Annotated in this window: 15 protein-coding genes; 3 read left to right on the forward strand and 12 right to left on the reverse strand. The window is 30.6% G+C overall.

Going from position 1 to position 17534, the window contains the following annotated elements; genetic code table 11:
- Positions 1-184: 184 nt before the first annotated feature.
- Positions 185-1057: a polysaccharide deacetylase family protein gene (locus CHL78_RS05735; RefSeq protein WP_094369528.1), complete on the reverse strand. Its 873-nt coding sequence runs from the start codon at positions 1055-1057 to the stop codon at positions 185-187.
- A gap of 310 nt (positions 1058-1367) precedes the next feature.
- Between CHL78_RS05735 and CHL78_RS05740 the strand changes: the two genes are divergently transcribed.
- Positions 1368-1964 carry a DUF3793 family protein gene (locus CHL78_RS05740; RefSeq protein ID WP_094369527.1) on the forward strand — a complete coding sequence of 199 codons (597 nt, stop codon included), beginning with the start codon at positions 1368-1370 and terminating at the stop codon, positions 1962-1964.
- Between the two features lie 74 nt (positions 1965-2038).
- On the opposite strand, the gene CHL78_RS05745 is transcribed toward CHL78_RS05740, so the two are convergent.
- The 4 genes from CHL78_RS05745 to CHL78_RS05760 form a co-directional block, all read right to left on the reverse strand.
- Complete coding sequence (locus tag CHL78_RS05745) at positions 2039-2347, reverse strand: hypothetical protein (protein WP_094369526.1); 309 nt, start codon at positions 2345-2347, stop codon at positions 2039-2041.
- Positions 2348-2662: 315 nt separating this feature from the next.
- Positions 2663-4150 (reverse strand): flotillin family protein, encoded by a 1488-nt coding sequence (locus tag CHL78_RS05750; protein WP_199533999.1) that lies wholly within the window; start codon positions 4148-4150, stop codon positions 2663-2665.
- Between the two features lie 232 nt (positions 4151-4382).
- Entirely contained in the window at positions 4383-5768 is a 1386-nt protein-coding gene (locus CHL78_RS05755; RefSeq protein ID WP_199534000.1) for a sensor histidine kinase, read from the reverse strand.
- Positions 5769-5771: 3 nt separating this feature from the next.
- On the reverse strand, positions 5772-6494 hold the full coding sequence (locus CHL78_RS05760) for a response regulator transcription factor (RefSeq protein WP_094369524.1): 723 nt from the start codon (positions 6492-6494) through the stop codon (positions 5772-5774).
- A 200-nt stretch (positions 6495-6694) separates the two neighbouring features.
- Here CHL78_RS05760 and CHL78_RS05765 point away from each other — a divergent pair, with 200 nt between their 5' ends.
- Complete coding sequence (locus tag CHL78_RS05765) at positions 6695-7360, forward strand: hypothetical protein (protein WP_094369523.1); 666 nt, start codon at positions 6695-6697, stop codon at positions 7358-7360.
- Between the two features lie 86 nt (positions 7361-7446).
- Complete coding sequence (locus CHL78_RS05770) at positions 7447-8190, forward strand: FMN-binding protein (protein WP_094369522.1); 744 nt, start codon at positions 7447-7449, stop codon at positions 8188-8190.
- A 176-nt stretch (positions 8191-8366) separates the two neighbouring features.
- Here the strand turns inward: CHL78_RS05770 and CHL78_RS05775 are convergent, their stop codons facing one another.
- From CHL78_RS05775 to CHL78_RS05805, 7 genes are all read right to left on the reverse strand, one after another.
- Positions 8367-10106, reverse strand: a complete 1740-nt coding sequence (locus tag CHL78_RS05775; protein ID WP_094369521.1) for an ABC-F family ATP-binding cassette domain-containing protein — start codon at positions 10104-10106, stop codon at positions 8367-8369.
- A gap of 277 nt (positions 10107-10383) precedes the next feature.
- On the reverse strand, positions 10384-11532 hold the full coding sequence (locus CHL78_RS05780) for an amidohydrolase family protein (RefSeq protein ID WP_199534001.1): 1149 nt from the start codon (positions 11530-11532) through the stop codon (positions 10384-10386).
- Complete coding sequence (locus CHL78_RS05785) at positions 11532-12647, reverse strand: amidohydrolase family protein (protein WP_094369520.1); 1116 nt, start codon at positions 12645-12647, stop codon at positions 11532-11534. Before CHL78_RS05785 ends, CHL78_RS05780 begins: the two co-directional genes overlap by 1 nt.
- Positions 12648-12729: 82 nt before the next feature.
- Positions 12730-14415: a peptide ABC transporter substrate-binding protein gene (locus tag CHL78_RS05790; protein ID WP_094369519.1), complete on the reverse strand. Its 1686-nt coding sequence runs from the start codon at positions 14413-14415 to the stop codon at positions 12730-12732.
- Positions 14416-14521: 106 nt separating this feature from the next.
- Positions 14522-15517: an ABC transporter ATP-binding protein gene (locus tag CHL78_RS05795; RefSeq protein ID WP_094369518.1), complete on the reverse strand. Its 996-nt coding sequence runs from the start codon at positions 15515-15517 to the stop codon at positions 14522-14524.
- 19 nt (positions 15518-15536) lie between these two features.
- Positions 15537-16562 (reverse strand): ABC transporter ATP-binding protein, encoded by a 1026-nt coding sequence (locus tag CHL78_RS05800; protein WP_094369517.1) that lies wholly within the window; start codon positions 16560-16562, stop codon positions 15537-15539.
- An 11-nt stretch (positions 16563-16573) separates the two neighbouring features.
- Positions 16574-17527 carry an ABC transporter permease gene (locus CHL78_RS05805; RefSeq protein ID WP_330408586.1) on the reverse strand — a complete coding sequence of 318 codons (954 nt, stop codon included), beginning with the start codon at positions 17525-17527 and terminating at the stop codon, positions 16574-16576.
- Between the last annotated feature and the right edge of the window lie 7 nt (positions 17528-17534).

The following is a 17534-nucleotide window of genomic DNA, read 5'->3' on the forward strand; positions in this document are numbered from 1 at the left end:
ATATATATTTCAAATATCTAGCGTTATCTATTTTTTCCATTTGAGTAATATTTATTGATATATATATGTATTACTATAACATAATCTCAGAATATAAAAATGCCTTAAAATAAAATTTATTATCTTAAGGCATTTGAGTAAATTATATATATCTAATTACTATTTTATATTAAATTTAATAATCCTAAGCAAGTGTTTTAAATGAATATCCGTTATCTTTAAAGTATTTTATTATCTTAGGCAACGCTTTAGCTGTTTGTTCTTTACCATAAGTATCATGCATTAATAATACAACCATTTCTTTACCTTCTGCCGTATTTACTACCTCTTGATATAGTTGATCTGCGTCCTTTTTTGCACCTTCTGCATCTTTATTTAGTGAATTCCAATCTATTGATGTTAAGTTATTTTCATCTAAATGGCTTGTCAATGCATCCATGCCCTTCCATGACATAAATCCTCCTGGACATCTAAGTACTCTTGTTGAGAAGTTTTCACCTAATATATCTTTTAGTAAATCATCGGTTTTCTTGAAATCCTCTTTAAAAGCTCCTAAATCTAGTGTTCTATTAGGATATAATTTCTTATAGTCATGACTGTAAGAATGATTAGCTATGGCATGACCACTATCAAATTCTTTTTTAACAAGATCTTTAGCTTTTTGTCCTCCATTGTCTACTGTTTGTCCTGTTATAAAAAATGTTGCTTTTACATCATTTTCCTCTAAAGTATCTAGTATTTGAGGTGTAACTGTAGTTGATGCTCCGTCATCAAAAGTTAAAAATACAACTTTTTCACCATCATTTGTGTAGTCATAAGTATTAATTTTTTTCTCAACCTTCTTAGCATCATATACGTACTTTTTACCCTCTTTATTTGTACCTATATACTTTTCGTCTTTTTTTTCTTCTTCATTTGTTGAACTATCTTTTACATCTGTATTTTGAATTATAATACTTTGTTTGCTATCATTAAGGTTGAGTACATTCTTTCCAATTACTACTATAGATATTATACCTGCTATTATTATCACTTTTTTGTATTTTGCTATTTTCATATTATCCTCCATCTTACTTCTAAATTGAATCTATTTCTATTTAATATTGATTTGATTAATCCCTATCTCACTATCTATATTAACTAAAGAAAATAACTGTCTTGTAACCCACTTGTATCTAGATTGTAAAATATACTGTTTAATTGAAGTTTTTTAGGATAATTTGCATAATTTTCTATGTTAAAGATATTTTATGTTTTAATAATAGATTACCTTTAATTTCCAATATCAAATTTCCAAGTATATTATTGATAATAATTATCAATAATGTTAATATAAATGATATAAATTATCATTTAAGGAGGGTAATATGAACTTAACATGTAATATTTCAAATTGTACAAATAAATTAAATTCATCTTATATAAAACGAATACTAGGTATGCTAGGTCCAGTTATTTTAGGATCTAAACCATCTGAGATTATTAATATTTCTGGTAAAGATATACAAAGACATGAGAAACTCGGTGAGATACATAAATTATTTGATTCATGCTCAAAGCTTACATACTATGTTATAGAAACATTAGATGGAGGGTTTAGAATATTATTTATAAATGAAAAATCGCTATCTATAGTCCTTCGCAACAAAAAATGTATAAACTTCCTAAAGTTTCTTGGGTATCCATCACAGTCTTCTTTAAGTTTGTATGTAGAGGTATTAGTTAACAAGCTTCAATCTGAAGATTTTCCTGATGAGATTGGTATTTTTCTTGGATATCCTATTAAGGATGTTATCGGGTTTATGGGTTTTGGAAAGTATGACTTTTATAAGACAATGGCTTGGAGAATATATGGAGATCCTTCTGTATCTTATGAGGTTTATAATAGTTTTATTAGAGATAAAGATATTATGAAGAAGATGGTTGAGTCTAATTCTATTGAGGATTTGAAGCAGGTTATTTAAACATTATAGTGTATATAGCAGTTGTAATAGAAAAAGAGGTGATTATATCAATGATATAATTACCTCTTTGTATTTTAAGTGAATACTTTTTTAATAAACAATTGTATGACTATTTCTGAGCCTTGAATTATAAGAGTATTTTTTACAAGATTCATTCTTGTAGTGCCAATTATATCACTGTTAAATCTGTGGTTTTCATTTGAAGTAAGTTCACATTTTCTAATTATATTTTCTAAATTATGCTCTGCAGATACTAATTTGACTAAGTCAATAGGATTTAAATTGACTTCTAACTTCGGCCACTGATCGCTGTACAATGTATATTTTATATTATCAAAGTTATAATTTGCAGATAAATATTTTATAAATTTTTCACTTCCCAACAAGTATCCCCCCTTAAAGCATCAATATTTCATCACATATTTTTTGGTAGTATAAAATATTATATTAATTCCAATTACGATAATTTATATAATATAATTATTACATATTTTATCCATATGAAAACTTTCGTTTTTGTATGTTTTTTTATCTATTTTGCAAATAATACTCATCTTTATCTTACCTAATTTCTTTTGTCGTCATTTCTGACTTTACAAAAACAAAACACCTATATTTATACAATATAAGTGTTTCATACTCAATCAATTTAAATTAATATCCACTGATTTTTAACATAGTTGAATGTCATAGTACTATTAACCTTCATTAGATTCTAAACTTTCATCATCCACAATAGTACAATTATTTTTATTCGCAATCAATGTAGAACCTAGTGCACCTGATATTAATGCTTTAATATCTAAACCAACAGCACCTTCTAATCCCTTTATTACCTTATCTGTAGTAGTCATGATGTCGCCTACCATCTTTGCTCCGTTACCTTCACCATACATTGTTATACTATCTACATTTGCTAATGGAGATGCTGCATTTTTAACTATCTCAGGCAATTTTTCAACTACCATTTCTATTACTGCTGCCTGTTGCATCTTATTCATAGCATCTGCCTTTTTATCTAGACCTTCTGCCTCTGCTAATAGTTTAGCTCTTATAGCTTCCGCATCTGCTTTACCTACTGAACTTATACCTTCAGCCTTTTTTTGCTCTGCTACTAACTCTGCTTCTGCTTTGTCTTTTAATATTTCATATTCTTTTTTAGCTTTATATTGTTCTACATCGGCTTCTTTTTGCTTTTCATAAGCCTCTGCATCTGCCTCTTGCATTCTTTTATACTTATCTGCTTCAGCTTGTTTTTTGATTTCAGCTTCAAGTACTCTTTCTTTTACTAAAGCTTCTTTTTCCCTTATAGCTATTGCCTTTTCTTGTTTTTCTATATCTGCATCAGCTCTAGTAGTTTCAAGTCTCTTTCTTTGTATCTCTTCTGTTATCTTATATACAGCATCTGCTTCAGCTTTTTTCTCATCTTCTTTTATCTTTAATTCTGACTGCTTTAGAGCTAGTTCATTATTTTTTATAGCTATATCTTGTTCTGCAGTTATCCTAGCATCATTAGCTTCTTTATCTGCTTTTGACTTTGCTTGTGCTATTTCTTTTTCAGAATTTGCTTTGGCTATTTCTGCATTTTTTTGTATAGTCACTATGTTGTCTATACCTAAGTTTTCTATTACTCTATTGTCATCTATAAAGTTTTGAACATTAAAACTTATTAATTCTAACCCCATTGCATTTAAGTCTGGCTCTGCATTTTCTTTTACTGCCTCAGCAAACTTTTTTCTATCCTTTACCATATCCTCTAACTTCATTGTACCTACTATCTCTCTAACATTTCCTTCTAGCACTTCCCTAGCTATACTCGCTATGTAGTTGGTATCTTTACCTAAGAAGTTTTGAGATGATAATTTTATTAAATCACTGCTACTGCCTACCTTTACGTTGACATTTGAATCTACCCTTACATTAATATAATCTGCAGTTGGCACTGTACTCGCAGTTTTAACGTCTATTTGTATTAATTGTAGTGCTAGTTCATCTTTTCTTTCTAAGAATGGTACTTTTATAGTGGCTCTTCCTATTACTACTCTAGGCTGTTTTCTAAGTCCAGAGATTATAAAGGCTTTATCTGTTGGTGCTTTGACATAGCCCCTAGATACTAAAGCTAACACTAAAACTAAGACTACTGCACCTACCGCCACTGGTATTAACATGGAACTATCAAAAAACATCAAAATCCCCCCATTATTTTATTGTTTCAAGAATTTACCCTTATTTAAGTCTATGTATAATTAACATAATTTATTTTATATTTTATAATAAAAGGCTCTGTTGACATCTTCCATCACCACGGGGATAATACAATAAAGATTTAATGTAACAAAAAGGTATTATCTTGGATACTAGATAATACCTTTGGTTATGTATTCTTTTCCATTTCTTATTTCTTGAATTTTAAAATATTTAGGGTAAAAATCTTATATCAATTTTTAGTCCTTCCTTTAATTTCGCTGTAGCTTTAATATTACCACCATGAGCTTTAATAATATCATGAGCTATTGCCATACCTAACCCAGATCCTTCAGTTTTATTTCTTGTATTTGTTCCCCTGTAATATCTCTTAAATATATTATTTAATTCATCTTCAGATACACCTTTTCCATTATCCTCTATTGAAATATATATATTGTTTTCATTAATTTTTTGTATATTTATCTTTATCTTTACATCATTAGTATTATGGACATAAGCATTTATTATAAGATTTATAAATACTCTTTTTATTAGGTCTTCATCAAGTTCTAACATTATCTCTTCATCTGAATAATTAAAACTTATGTTGCCGTCGTTATATTTTTCATCATTTATAATTTCAATTAATACATGCCTTATTAGAGAAACTATATTTATTTTCTTTTTATTTAAAATTAAAGTATTGCTTTTTAATCTAGTTGATAAATTTAAATCCTCTACTAGAGTTTTTATATACTCACTTTTGTTTATTATAGTATTACAACGCTTTTCTCTTATTTCATCATTTATTTCATATTGAGTATCTGCAATTATTTCTGCATTCCCAATAATTGATGTTAAAGGAGTTTTTATATCATGTGAAATATTAGAAATCCATTCTTCTCTCATTGTTTCTAGTTTTTCTCTTTCCTGTTTATTGCTATATAGCCTATCTGATAGTTGATTTAAACATTCTTCCACGTCATAATAAATACTTTTGTTTGCTTCTGGCTTTAAATACTTACCATTAGATAAATCTATTATTTTATCAACTATCCTACTTATAGGCTTTGTCACTCTTAAAGTATAAAAGAAACTTATTATCAATAATAAAATTATATTTATAGCAATTAATAGTGGAAATTTATGTGCTTTTTCAATTAATTTAACATCATAAGAATATGTTATTCTTTTTACTTTGTCAGAATTTAAAAATAGTAAATAAGTGTATGTATTATCATCTAAGATAGTTTCTTCTAAAAATAATGTTTCTTCTTCATTATTATACATATTTATAAGAGATACATTAGAATAAGAAGATACTGCTATATCAGGCTTATTATAGTAAAAAACTTCATTATTATTTTTATCTAATATTTGCAGTCCCATCTTATTTTCTTTTAAAAACTTTATTCCTTCATTATTAACTAAGACTTCATTATCTTCTGTTAAATATATATAATCTTTAAATCCTAATACAATTTTTTCAGGATGATAATTATATAAAGCTCCTTCTTTATAAATATTAGCTCTCATAAAATCAATATTTATAAATAAAATAATTAACCATGCTAATATGAATGATATAGAGTAATGAATAATCAATTTAGCTTTCATACATTACTCTCCCTTTATTATAAACTTATACCCTAAACCAATTACTGTATTTATATATTTAGGTTTTGATGGATTATCTTCTATTTTCTTTCTAAGTTTTCTTATATGAACTGTAATTGTATTATCATAACCAAAAAAGTCCTCCCCCCATACTTCTTTACAAATCATTTCTTTACTTATAATTCTATTTGGGTTATTTATTAAATACATTAATAGCTTAAATTCCTTTGCTGTAAACTCTAAACTTTCTCCACTTTTATATACGTCACCAGTTTCCTCACTTATTTCCATATCACCAAATTTAATAACTCTATTTTCCTTTATACTTTTATTGATAACAATATTATCAAAAGTTTTTAATCTAGCCTTTACTCTAAATGCTACTTCTTTAGCACTAAAAGGCTTAGTAATATAATCATCTGCACCTATGGCAAATCCTAATAATCTATCCATTTCTTCTGATTTTGCTGATATAAATAATATAGGTATTTGACTATATTTTCTTAATTCATTAAAAACATCATATCCACTTATATCAGGAAGCATAATATCTAAAAGTATTATATCTGGCTTAACTTTCTTAAATAGCTCTATACCATCTATTCCATTGTGAGATATAAAAATATTATTAAAACCATCTCTTTTTAAAACTGTATCTAAAATATCTACAATATCTTGTTCATCATCAATTATTAAAACTTTATATTTATCAAAAGTATTACTCATTTATATACATCTATCTCCTTTTATTTTTTAAGATTATAACATATAAACATGGAATTCATACTAATTTTCTAATGATATAAAATTATTTAAGATGGATTTAAGATGAAATTCATACTAATTAAATATAATTATAATAGTCTAGTATTATATAAACACACTTTAGTTTTTATACAATCAATTTAATTAAGGAGAATATATTTATGCAAAAAATTATGGAACCAATTTTCCACGTAGTTTATCTAGCTACCGTCATTACTTTAGGATTACAAATGTTAAGTAAATCAAAGAATAATCAATATTTTAAACTATTTGGTGCAATGGCAGTTATTTTAGGATTTGGTGATGCTTTTCATCTTTTCCCTAGAATATATGCTTTACTTACTACTGGCTTAGAAAATCATGCAGCTTCATTAGGTTTTGGTAAACTGATTACATCAATAACTATGACAATCTTCTATCTTATCCTTTATAAGATTTGGAAAATCAGATTTAGTGTTAAAGATTCAAAAAAATTAGACATAACAATGTATGTATTAGCAGCCTTAAGAATTATTCTTTGTTTATTCCCTCAAAATCAATGGTTTATAAATAATCCACCAGTCATTTGGGGGATATACAGAAATATTCCATTCACAGTTATGGGAATTATAATGATTTATCTTTTATATAGCTATGGCGCTAAAAACAATGATAAGGATTATAAAAAACTTGGTATAGCAGTACTATTATCATTTGCATTTTATGCTCCAGTTGTACTTTGGGCATCTGAAAACTTCCTTGTTGGTATGCTTATGATTCCTAAAACATTAGCATATCTTTGGGTGGTATTTATAGGTTATAAAGAATTTAAACAAACTCTTAAATAAAATCAAATTATTACTCATCTAAGCGGTGTGCAAAATAATAGACGATATGTTAAATTATCGTCTATTGAAAAACATCAGGAGGTATTATGACTTTATTTTTTAATATTTTGTTTGCCTGGATAGCAGTAATACTGGGAATACTTTTAAGCATCATATGGCTAATTAGAATTATTCAAAGGAAAATACAAAAATATCGTAATAAGAATTTATTAATAAAAATAAATAAATTCTTAAGAAAAAATCATATTAACTTAGGATATTTATTTTTAATATCATCCTTTATTCATGGCATACTATCATCATATTCAGTTATAAGTTTTAATTATGGAACGATTGGGCTAATAATAGAACTACTTTTATTACATACATTTTCTGATAAAGAGAGTATTGGCAATACATGGCTTCAAAGGCATAGAGAATTAACTGGTTTGCTTATTATTATTACAGTATTACATATATTTGAAGTTGGAGGATTTGTTGGATTTGATAGAGTTATTGATAGTATTAAATCAGATTTAAGCATTAAAACGGATGTAAATTATAACAACATAAGTAATGATTATAAAGATGGAGTATATGAAGGCACTGGATATGGTTATAGACCAGACCTTAAAGTCCAAGTAACGATAAAAAGTGGATTAATAGATGAGATATTAATAGTTGATCATAATGAAGTAGGCGAGAAATTCTATAGACCAGCTTTTGATTATATTCCTAAGAAAATAATAGATGAACAAACATATTATATTGATGGAATAAGTGGTTCAACTTATTCTTCAAAGGGGATTATAGAAGCTGTAGAAGATGCATTATCTAAGGCTAAAAAATAATTATTAACTAGTTTCGTAAATAGTTGCTGGTTAAAATATTGAGAAAAAAGCTTTATTTTGATAGAAAAGATGATGCATATTTGAACATAAAATACCCCCTTAAAGTTAATAGATTTTATGATTTAATCTATTAACTTTAAGGGGGTTATAACTCATTATTTCAAAGAGTACACAATCTAAAGTAACTTAATAAGTCCTTCTAACTCTTCAGATAAAGTTTTTGCAAGTTCAAAATCAGTATCTACTAAAGCCCTTGCTATCTTTGTTTCAACAGCCTTTTTCTTTAGTTCTATTTCTAAATAATCTTTGTCAAAATGGTTAGCATGAATCATTCTTCTAAACTTTTTCATACTCATTTTTCTAATAGTCTTATCTTCAATCATTAAAACATAATCCATACAATTATTTATAAATTGATAATCATGAGAAATCATTAAAATCGCACCATTATAATTTTCTATAGCATCTTCAAGTGCCATTTGAGAATAAGTATCTAAATGACTTGTTGGCTCATCAAGAAGTAACATATTTGCTTTACTTGATGATACTTTAGCCAATTGAAGAATATTTTTTTCTCCACCAGATAAAGACCCTATCTTTTGCTTAATATAGTCTGACCCGAAACCATATTTTGAAATGTATGACCTTATCTCTCCGTAAGTTTCAAATCCAGCGTCGTAAAACTCTTGAAGTATAGTATTAGACTCATCTAGTACTTCGCCTTGCATCTGAGATAAATAAGCCACTTCAATATCATTATTTATTTCAATTGAGTCATGATTATTTTTAAAGATTGATCTTAATAAAGTAGTTTTTCCAACACCATTTGTACCAACAATAGCTACTTTATCATTAGACTTAATCTCGAAGTTAACATCTTCTAAAAGTACTTCATCAAAAGCCACACTAAAATCTTCAACTTTTAGAGCAACAGTTTCTTCTATTTCATTATTAGTAGCTAAATTGATATTAGGCTGTTTAATATCTACAAACGGAGCTTTTATTCTACGAGCTTCTAATCTTTCTTGTATTTTAACTCTAGCTTTTAATGCTCTACCGTTAGAGGCTTCTGCATTATAAGTTGCTCTCTCTCTTAACTTTTCTATTCGTATCTCATTTTTTGCTATCTCTTCATCATCAGCAATAGATAATTCTTGTAATTCAATTTTGGTTTGAAGTAATGATAAGTTATAATCAATATACCTTCCATCAAATTCTTGAAGCTCTGTATTTTCAAGATGTATAATTTTGTTAAAACAATGATTTAATAAATATCTGTTGTGCGTAATAATTAACATTGTTTTTTTGTGAGAATTAATTAAATTCTTAAGAGAATTAAGATTTTCAAAATCTAAAAACACATCTGGTTCATCCATAATCATTAAGTCTTTATTATTAAGCATTTCCTTAATCACTTGGATAAGTTTGAATTCTCCACCACTAAGTTCAGATATCATTTTGTCTTTATGCTTGCTTAAGTTTGCAAGATTTAGTTTCCTATTAATATTGCTTTCGAAATCATCACCGTCAATTGCATCAAATGCATCTAAAGCTTCTTGGTACTTTTCTAGTAAAGTCTCAATGTCTGAAGATGTTTCCATTTCAGTACATATAGATGCAATTTGCTCTTGTAGCTTAATAAATTCTTCTGCTATATATTCAAAAACTGAAGTTTCTTTTGCTTTGTCTCGCTGTAAGAACTGGCTTACATACCCAATTTTGCAATTTGGATCTATTTCTAATTTACCATCGAACAGGTATCTTTCTGGATCCATGATTATATCTATTAGTGTACTTTTTCCGCTACCGCTTGCTCCTATAAAAGCGCAGTGTTGACCATCTTCTATTGTAAATGAAACATTATTATATAGATCTTTTTGCGGAAATGAGTAGGACAAGTTATCAACTTTTATCATATTATTACCTCTCTTTGTCATTTAAAAAGAGCTTATAAAAATAAGCTCTTCAATATATAATCTTCAAAGTCGCAATTTTGCAATTGATTGTATATATAGTAACAACATTCTTTTTGGATTTACTTTTGATAGAATAACATTTTTTACAACTAATTTCAATCATTTATGATAAAATTCATCTAATAAAATTTCATTAATTTCCTTGATTTCGCTATCATCTCTCACAAACTTTAAGCGTAAAGTTAATGCCTTAATAAATTTATACTACTTTAAAAACTTATGCTTTATATACTAAGTTCCCATCGATAAATGTATACAATACCTTAGCATCTGTATCCAACCCAAGTCTACCCTTAACGACTATGACGTCAGCATCCTTACCTATTTCTAAGCTTCCTACCCTATCATCGACTTCCATCATTTTTGCCGGATTTATTGTAACCATTTTCCATGCTCTTTCACAGTCGAGTCCTTCTCTAACAGCTTCTCCCATATGATGATAAAGCGATTCTTCACTCAGAATAGGTGAGTCTGTAATAATAGCTACATTGACCCCTTTATCATCAAGCAGTTTTACTGCTTCAATGTCAACTTTGCGCCTCTCCCCCGGTGATCGATAGGTAGCAATCGGTCCATAACAGATATCACATCCACTTTCGACAATTTCATCTAGATAATCCGTTGCACCCCACGCATGTTCTAATGAGAATCTTAGTCCATAGGCAGTTGCAACCTCTATAGCTGTTAGCATATCGTATTGAGTACAATGAATTTTACATGGAATATCTCCCTTAAGTGCAGGTACTATGGCCTCTAAATTTGCATCATATTCTTGTTTTACTCCACCTTCTTTATTTTCCATATAAGTCTTAGCTTTAGCAAATGTGTCCCAAAGCACATGTGCTATTCCCATTCGTGTCATTGGCAGGCGAGACATACTACCATATCTATTTTTAGGATTTCCACCTAATGCTATCTTTAATGCACAAGGGGCTTTTATTGTCATATCAAAAATATTAGTACCATATGATTTAGCAGCTATGGCTTGCCCACAAAAAACATTTCCACTTCCGGGTGTAATAAGTAGTGTTGTAATCCCATGTTCATAAGATACCTTAAACTCTCTAGCCAATGGATTCACCCCATATCTTGCATCAACAAAAGCAGTGTTAGGGTCTGTCATCTCATTAGCATCATCTACACCCATACTTTCGTTAAAGTCAAATAGTCCGATATGAGTATGGGCATCAATTAATCCTGGCATTACATACAGCCCTTTTGCATTGATTACTTCTGCTTCTTCATATATCAGTGATTTGCCAATGTCTACTATTTTACCATCTCGAAGTAATATATCCCCTTCAAAAGAAGGTGAATCCTCTACCATTGTACACAAGGTACCATTTATAATCAAAATCTCTTTCATTAGATAATTACCTCCCCATTTACAATACTTTTAACAACCTTCGCTGCATAAGAACGAACAGGGTGGTCTGTAAAAATAGATATATCTGCATCTTTTCCTACTTCAATACTTCCAATACGATCATCAACACCTAGCATTTTTGCTGGATTTATACACATCATCTTTACTACTTCTTCTGCCTCTATTCCTGCTCGATATATTTCTATTCCATTCCATATAAATACTTCTCGCCCCTCTGAACTTCCACCATTGCTATTGGAAAAAGCTATAAGGTTTCCGTTTTGTATTAATTCATTCACTTTTGATAAACTCATACTATGTTTTGCAAGTTGAGACATATAGTTTATATTACCTAGAATTATATTAGCAGATGCTTGTTTTATCTCTTCAATACAATCAGAGAACCCAAAGGCATCTACTATATTCAATGATACCTTCTTATCCTCTAGTATATGTAATAACCCCGTAATTTCCCCCTTAGTACAAGCTGCACAAAACACTGGTAATTTACCTGTATCAAAAGCTGATAGTATTATTTCATCACTCTCATTTAATTTTTCTTGTTTATTACATTTGGATTTTCGTAGTGTTTCTTCAAGAAGATAAAAAATTCCCATACGAGTCATAGGTAATTGTTTTTTTCCCCCGTATTCTTCTTTGACTTCTTTAGCTACACTACATTTTAGAGCTGCTTTATCTTTTACAATACGTTTATTCATCTTCATAGGTGCTGTCTTAAATACAGTAATCTGACCACCTACAATATTGCTGTTATCAGGTGCAATTCCAATGGATGTAATTCCACTTTTATAAAATTCCTGATTATTTACTTCATCAGGATCTATGCTATAACGTATGTTCAGCTCTGGTGTAATGGGACTTGTTGCCTCTTTATTGTCCGCATACCTTGTTGGCATACCAAGAGCCCCGATAGATGAATGTGGGTCGATAAACCCTGGAAATATATGCATATTATCTGCATCAACTACCTTTGCACCCTCTCTTTTTATTCCAACTCCAATCTCAATAATCTTATTACCTTCTATTAAAATATCGCTACATTCAAGTACAGTACCATCTCCTATATGTACAGTGCCATTTTTTATTAAATACATTTTTTCATCTCCCCATATAACAGCAAGAGACGATCCTAAAATCGTCTCTTACTAACCTATTTTAATATTCTCTCTTATTGACCTATTTAACAGATACTTCTGTCCAATCAGTTTGACCAGTTGTACTTACATGATATCCATCTACTTTTTTATTGATGTATGCACTGTCCATTGTTAGATATTGAGGTGCGATAATTGCAGTTCCTACTAGTATTTTTTCTGCCTCTAGATAAATATCTGCTAGTTTTTGTTCATCAGTTTCATTTTTTGCTTCTTCTAGTAATTCCTTAAACTTTTTAGAGTCCTCATTGTTCCATCCTGTTTTTTCTGCATTGAAGTTTCCACTTTCTGAATCAAACAGTGACAGGATACCGCTTGGCTCATTGTAATAAGGACCCCAACCAGCTGATGCCATATCATAGTCGCCTGCATCAATTTTTTCCCACATAATATTCCATTCCATCATATCAATTTCAACCTTAATTCCTAAAGCCTCTTCCCACGTCTGCTTCAATAGTTCAGCAATTTTTTTAGATCTTTCATTTGTTCCACGACTTGCATAACGGATAGTAACTTGTGATGGATCAGAAGATTTGCCTAATTCTTTTAACCCTTCTATTAATAATGCTTTCGGGTCTGGATTATCTTTTTTTAGTTGATCTACAATGTAATTTTTTCCACCAACTAACTCAGTGTAAGATTTATCCCCAATATTCATAGTATCTGGTATTGCAGATACTATAGTCTTTGCATTTCCGTCCCATACGGTTTCCTTAAGTCCTTCACGGTCCATTGCAATTGATAATGCTTGACGAATCTTAGTATTTTGTAAATATTCATTTTTCGTATTAAACATTATAAAGTCAGGTGCACCACCTGGAACTTCCTGGTTCACAGAATTATCTGCTGCCTCAATTTGTTTTGACCAGTTAGGATCTAATGTATAAACAATATCTAACTCCTTATTAATAAACGCTTGAACAGCAGTTGCTTCTTCTTGAATAACCTTGTAGTTCAATTTTTCTAATTTCATTTCATCAGCTTTCCAATAATTTTCATTTTTAGCTAATACCATTTCCGTGTTTTGATTCCAACTTTCAACAACGAAAGGCCCACAGTAAAGAGTCTTTTCTGGAGTTGTTCCATATGAACTTCCCCACTCCTCATATTTATCTTGTCTTACAGGATATAAAGAACATACAAGCTCTGGGAAATATGATGCTGGATTTATCAATTTAATCTCTAAAGTCATATCATCTGGACAGCTTACACCTATTGCATTTGGATCTGCACCATTATATAGAGCATCATTAAATCCTTCGATAGTTCCTTCATATAACCATGCATTTGTAGCCGCTACCTTAGGGTCTGCCATTAATTTTAGCGTATACTCGTAATCTTTTGCTGTTATAGTTTTACCGTCACTCCACTTTCTATCGTCCTTAAATTTGAAAGTATAAGTTTTTCCATCTTCACTCACTGTGTATTCTGATGCACCAGCTGGTATAATCTCATTCTTATTGCCTTCTGCTGTTCTATCTCTAAGTAGTGGCTCTGACACCATGTTGTGTGCTCGATTGTCTGGTGCTGTCGTGTTTAAAATAGGATTAAGACCTACTACAACACTACTAGACGAATAATTCAATACTTGCTCTGCTGTTGATTTACTTTCACCTTCTGTTTTCTCTGTGCTACTGCAACCTACAATAGATGATGAAACTAACGTTATAACAAATAAGCACGATAATAATTTCTTCTTAATTTTCATAGATCTATATCCCCCTCTTTATATAATATGCTTTCGGATTCCCAAGCCTTATATATCTAGCTCTTATCCCATATTATTTTAAAAATAACTTCCTTAATACCACCTATTACAATACTTCTATTGTATTGCTTTTCTCAATTTCCTCAACCCTATGACAAGCAGTAAAATGTTCTTCACGAATCTCCCTTAACTTAGGCGTTTCTTTTTTGCACAACTCAGTTGCATACTGGCACCTTGCCACAAATCGACAACCTGGTTTTGGGTTAATAGGACTTGGTATCTCCCCCTCTAATGGAATTCTCTTTTTACGTTTTTCTTCTTCTGGATCAGGAATTGGAATTGCAGACATCAAAGCCTTTGTGTATGGATGTCTAGGATTTTCATACAACTCATGGCTATTTGCAAACTCTACAATATGCCCCAAATACATCACTGCTACACGATCTGAAATATGTTTTACCATTGATAAATCGTGTGCAATAAATAAGTAGGTTAAATTTTTCTTTTTCTGTAATTCAATAAGTAGATTCACAACTTGTGCTTGTATGGATACATCCAGAGCTGAAATCGGTTCATCACATACAATAAATTCAGGCTCAATAGCTAATGCTCGAGCAATTCCAATACGTTGTCTTTGACCTCCTGAAAACTCATGTGGAAAGCGTAGTGCATGTTCCTTATTTAAACCTACAAGTTCCAGCATTTCATAAACCTTTGCTTTACGTTCTTCTCCTTTATATAATCCGTGAATATCAATACCTTCTCCAATAATATCCTCTACTGTCATACGCGGATTCAAAGAGGAATATGGATCTTGAAAAATAATTTGCGCCCTTCTTGTAAACTTTTTCTTGCTCTTTTTGTCTAACTTATGAATATTTACTCCATCTAATAACACTTCTCCATCTGTTGCTTGGTAAAGTCCCATCACAGTCTTACCACATGTTGTTTTTCCACACCCTGATTCCCCTACAAGACCCAATGTTTCACCTTTGTATATATGAAAGGTAACACCATCTACTGCTTTTAAAGTCTGACCTCTACCTACTTTGAAGTGCTTCTTTAGGTTATTTACATCTATTAAAACTTCTCTTTCTGCCATTATTATTCACCTTCTCGAATCATATTTTAACCGTATTTTCAGGTAGTCCACTCTTATCTGCCTTTGGATGATGTAACCAACAAGAGCTTTCTTGTGTTTCACTCAATACCTTAGTATCTGGATAATGTAGCCTGCAAATCTTCATTCCATACTCACAGCGCGGAGAAAATGAACAACCTTTAGGTGGATTTATCAAATCAGGTGGAGTTCCTTTTAGCGAATACAATGTTTCTTTATGCATACTTGTAATCTTAGGTACAGAGTTTAATAAAGCTCTTGAATATGGATGCGTAGACTCATAGAAAATCTCATCTACAGTCCCACGCTCTACTACTTTCCCTGCATACATCACTTGAATTCTATCTGCTACACTTGCTACTACACCCAAGTCATGTGTTACAAGAATCACTGCCATATTTAATTCTTTTTGCAATTCTTGAATTAAGTCCATAATCTGCGCTTGAATAGTAACATCTAATGCAGTCGTTGGCTCATCTGCTATTAAAATTTCAGGTTTACATGCAAGGGCAATAGCAATCATAGCTCTTTGTCGCATTCCACCCGAGAATTCAAATGGATATTGATTCATTCTTTGCTTAGCATTTGGAATCTTAACTAACTCTAACATTTCTAAAGAACGTTTATACGCCTCTTGTTTGCTGATGTTATTATGTAATAAAATACTTTCCGCAATCTGGTCTCCAATTTTCATAGTTGGGTTAAGAGATGTCATTGCATCTTGAAATATCATAGAAATCTTTCTTCCTCTAATATTTATCATATCTTTTTCTGGTTTCTTTAACAGGTCTTCTCCTCCAAATATAATTTGTGAGTTTTCACTTTTACCTATTATGGTATTTTCCTTAGGCAATAGACCTAATATTGCTTTTGAAGTTACTGTTTTTCCACATCCTGATTCACCTACTATTGCTAATATTTCTCCTTTGTTTAAGTGGAAATCTACTCCCCTTACTGCGTGGGATTGCCCCGCATACGTTTTAAAAGATACATGTAAATTTTTTACTTGTAATATTTGTTCACTCATTACAATCCCCCCTATTTTCTAAGCTTTGGATCTAGTGCATCTGATAAGCCATCTCCAATTAAATGAAACGATAACATCGTTAATATAATTAGTAAACAAGGGAAGAATAATTGATATGGATAAAACATCAATTGCAATTGTCCCGCTGAAGCCAATGCTCCCCAACTGGTTTCTGGTGGTCTAACTCCTAGTCCAATGTAGCTTAGAAATGCCTCACTGAAGATAAATCCAGGTATAGACATTGTAACGCTAACCATGATAATTCCTAATGTATTAGGCAATAAATGCTTTATAATAATTCTACCTGTTGAAGCACCTAGAGCCTCTGCCGCTTGCACATAATCCTGTTCTTTGATTTGTAAAATCTGTCCACGCACCATTCGTGTGGTACCTACCCATGCTGTGATACTCATGGCAAATACAAGAGAAAACATACTTCTTCCCATAACCATAGATAAAATTACAACAATAATCAAATAAGGTAAGTTACCAATTAACTCACATATTCTCATAATTATATCATCGACAATACCACCTTTTAGTCCTGCTAAAGCACCTAACAATGAACCAATAACAAACATTACAAATGTACAACTTAGTCCAATATATATTGAAATTCTTCCACCAACACAAACTCGAGTGAATAGATCACGTCCCATGTCATCGGTCCCAAACCAATGCTGTGAGCTTGGTGTAAGGTTCTTTTGTGTAGCGTCAATTTTCTGATAATCTATCCCCGTAAGTGATGGGCCAATAAATAATAGAAGTATAATTCCTATTAATAATACAAGACCCAAAATTGCCATCTTATTAGATCTAAATCTCCTCCATACATCTGCCCAATATGTAATAGATTTTTGTCCAATGTCTTCATTTGACAATCCTACTGTTCCAATTCTTTCAAACATATCATCTGCTTCTAAACAGACATCTTTAGAAAGAACATCCTGATCTATTATTTTCATCATTCCC

The organism is Romboutsia weinsteinii (assembly GCF_002250835.2).
Classification (GTDB): domain Bacteria; phylum Bacillota; class Clostridia; order Peptostreptococcales; family Peptostreptococcaceae; genus Romboutsia_A; species Romboutsia_A weinsteinii.

Bases quoted from the DNA above. Each gene is read 5' to 3' on its own strand.
- CHL78_RS05765 (WP_094369523.1), top strand. From the start codon at position 6,695: ATGCAAAAAATTATGGAACCAATTTTCCACGTAGTTTATCTAGCTACC.
- CHL78_RS05790 (WP_094369519.1), bottom strand. From the start codon at position 14,415: ATGAAAATTAAGAAGAAATTATTATCGTGCTTATTTGTTATAACGTTA.
- CHL78_RS05775 (WP_094369521.1), bottom strand. From the start codon at position 10,106: ATGATAAAAGTTGATAACTTGTCCTACTCATTTCCGCAAAAAGATCTA.
- CHL78_RS05770 (WP_094369522.1), top strand. From the start codon at position 7,447: ATGACTTTATTTTTTAATATTTTGTTTGCCTGGATAGCAGTAATACTG.
- CHL78_RS05805 (WP_330408586.1), bottom strand. From the start codon at position 17,527: ATGAAAATAATAGATCAGGATGTTCTTTCTAAAGATGTCTGTTTAGAA.
- CHL78_RS05755 (WP_199534000.1), bottom strand. From the start codon at position 5,768: ATGAAAGCTAAATTGATTATTCATTACTCTATATCATTCATATTAGCA.
- CHL78_RS05760 (WP_094369524.1), bottom strand. From the start codon at position 6,494: ATGAGTAATACTTTTGATAAATATAAAGTTTTAATAATTGATGATGAA.
- CHL78_RS05785 (WP_094369520.1), bottom strand. From the start codon at position 12,647: ATGTATTTAATAAAAAATGGCACTGTACATATAGGAGATGGTACTGTA.
- CHL78_RS05735 (WP_094369528.1), bottom strand. From the start codon at position 1,057: ATGAAAATAGCAAAATACAAAAAAGTGATAATAATAGCAGGTATAATA.
- CHL78_RS05740 (WP_094369527.1), top strand. From the start codon at position 1,368: ATGAACTTAACATGTAATATTTCAAATTGTACAAATAAATTAAATTCA.
- CHL78_RS05750 (WP_199533999.1), bottom strand. From the start codon at position 4,150: ATGTTTTTTGATAGTTCCATGTTAATACCAGTGGCGGTAGGTGCAGTA.
- CHL78_RS05780 (WP_199534001.1), bottom strand. From the start codon at position 11,532: ATGAAAGAGATTTTGATTATAAATGGTACCTTGTGTACAATGGTAGAG.
- CHL78_RS05800 (WP_094369517.1), bottom strand. From the start codon at position 16,562: ATGAGTGAACAAATATTACAAGTAAAAAATTTACATGTATCTTTTAAA.
- CHL78_RS05795 (WP_094369518.1), bottom strand. From the start codon at position 15,517: ATGGCAGAAAGAGAAGTTTTAATAGATGTAAATAACCTAAAGAAGCAC.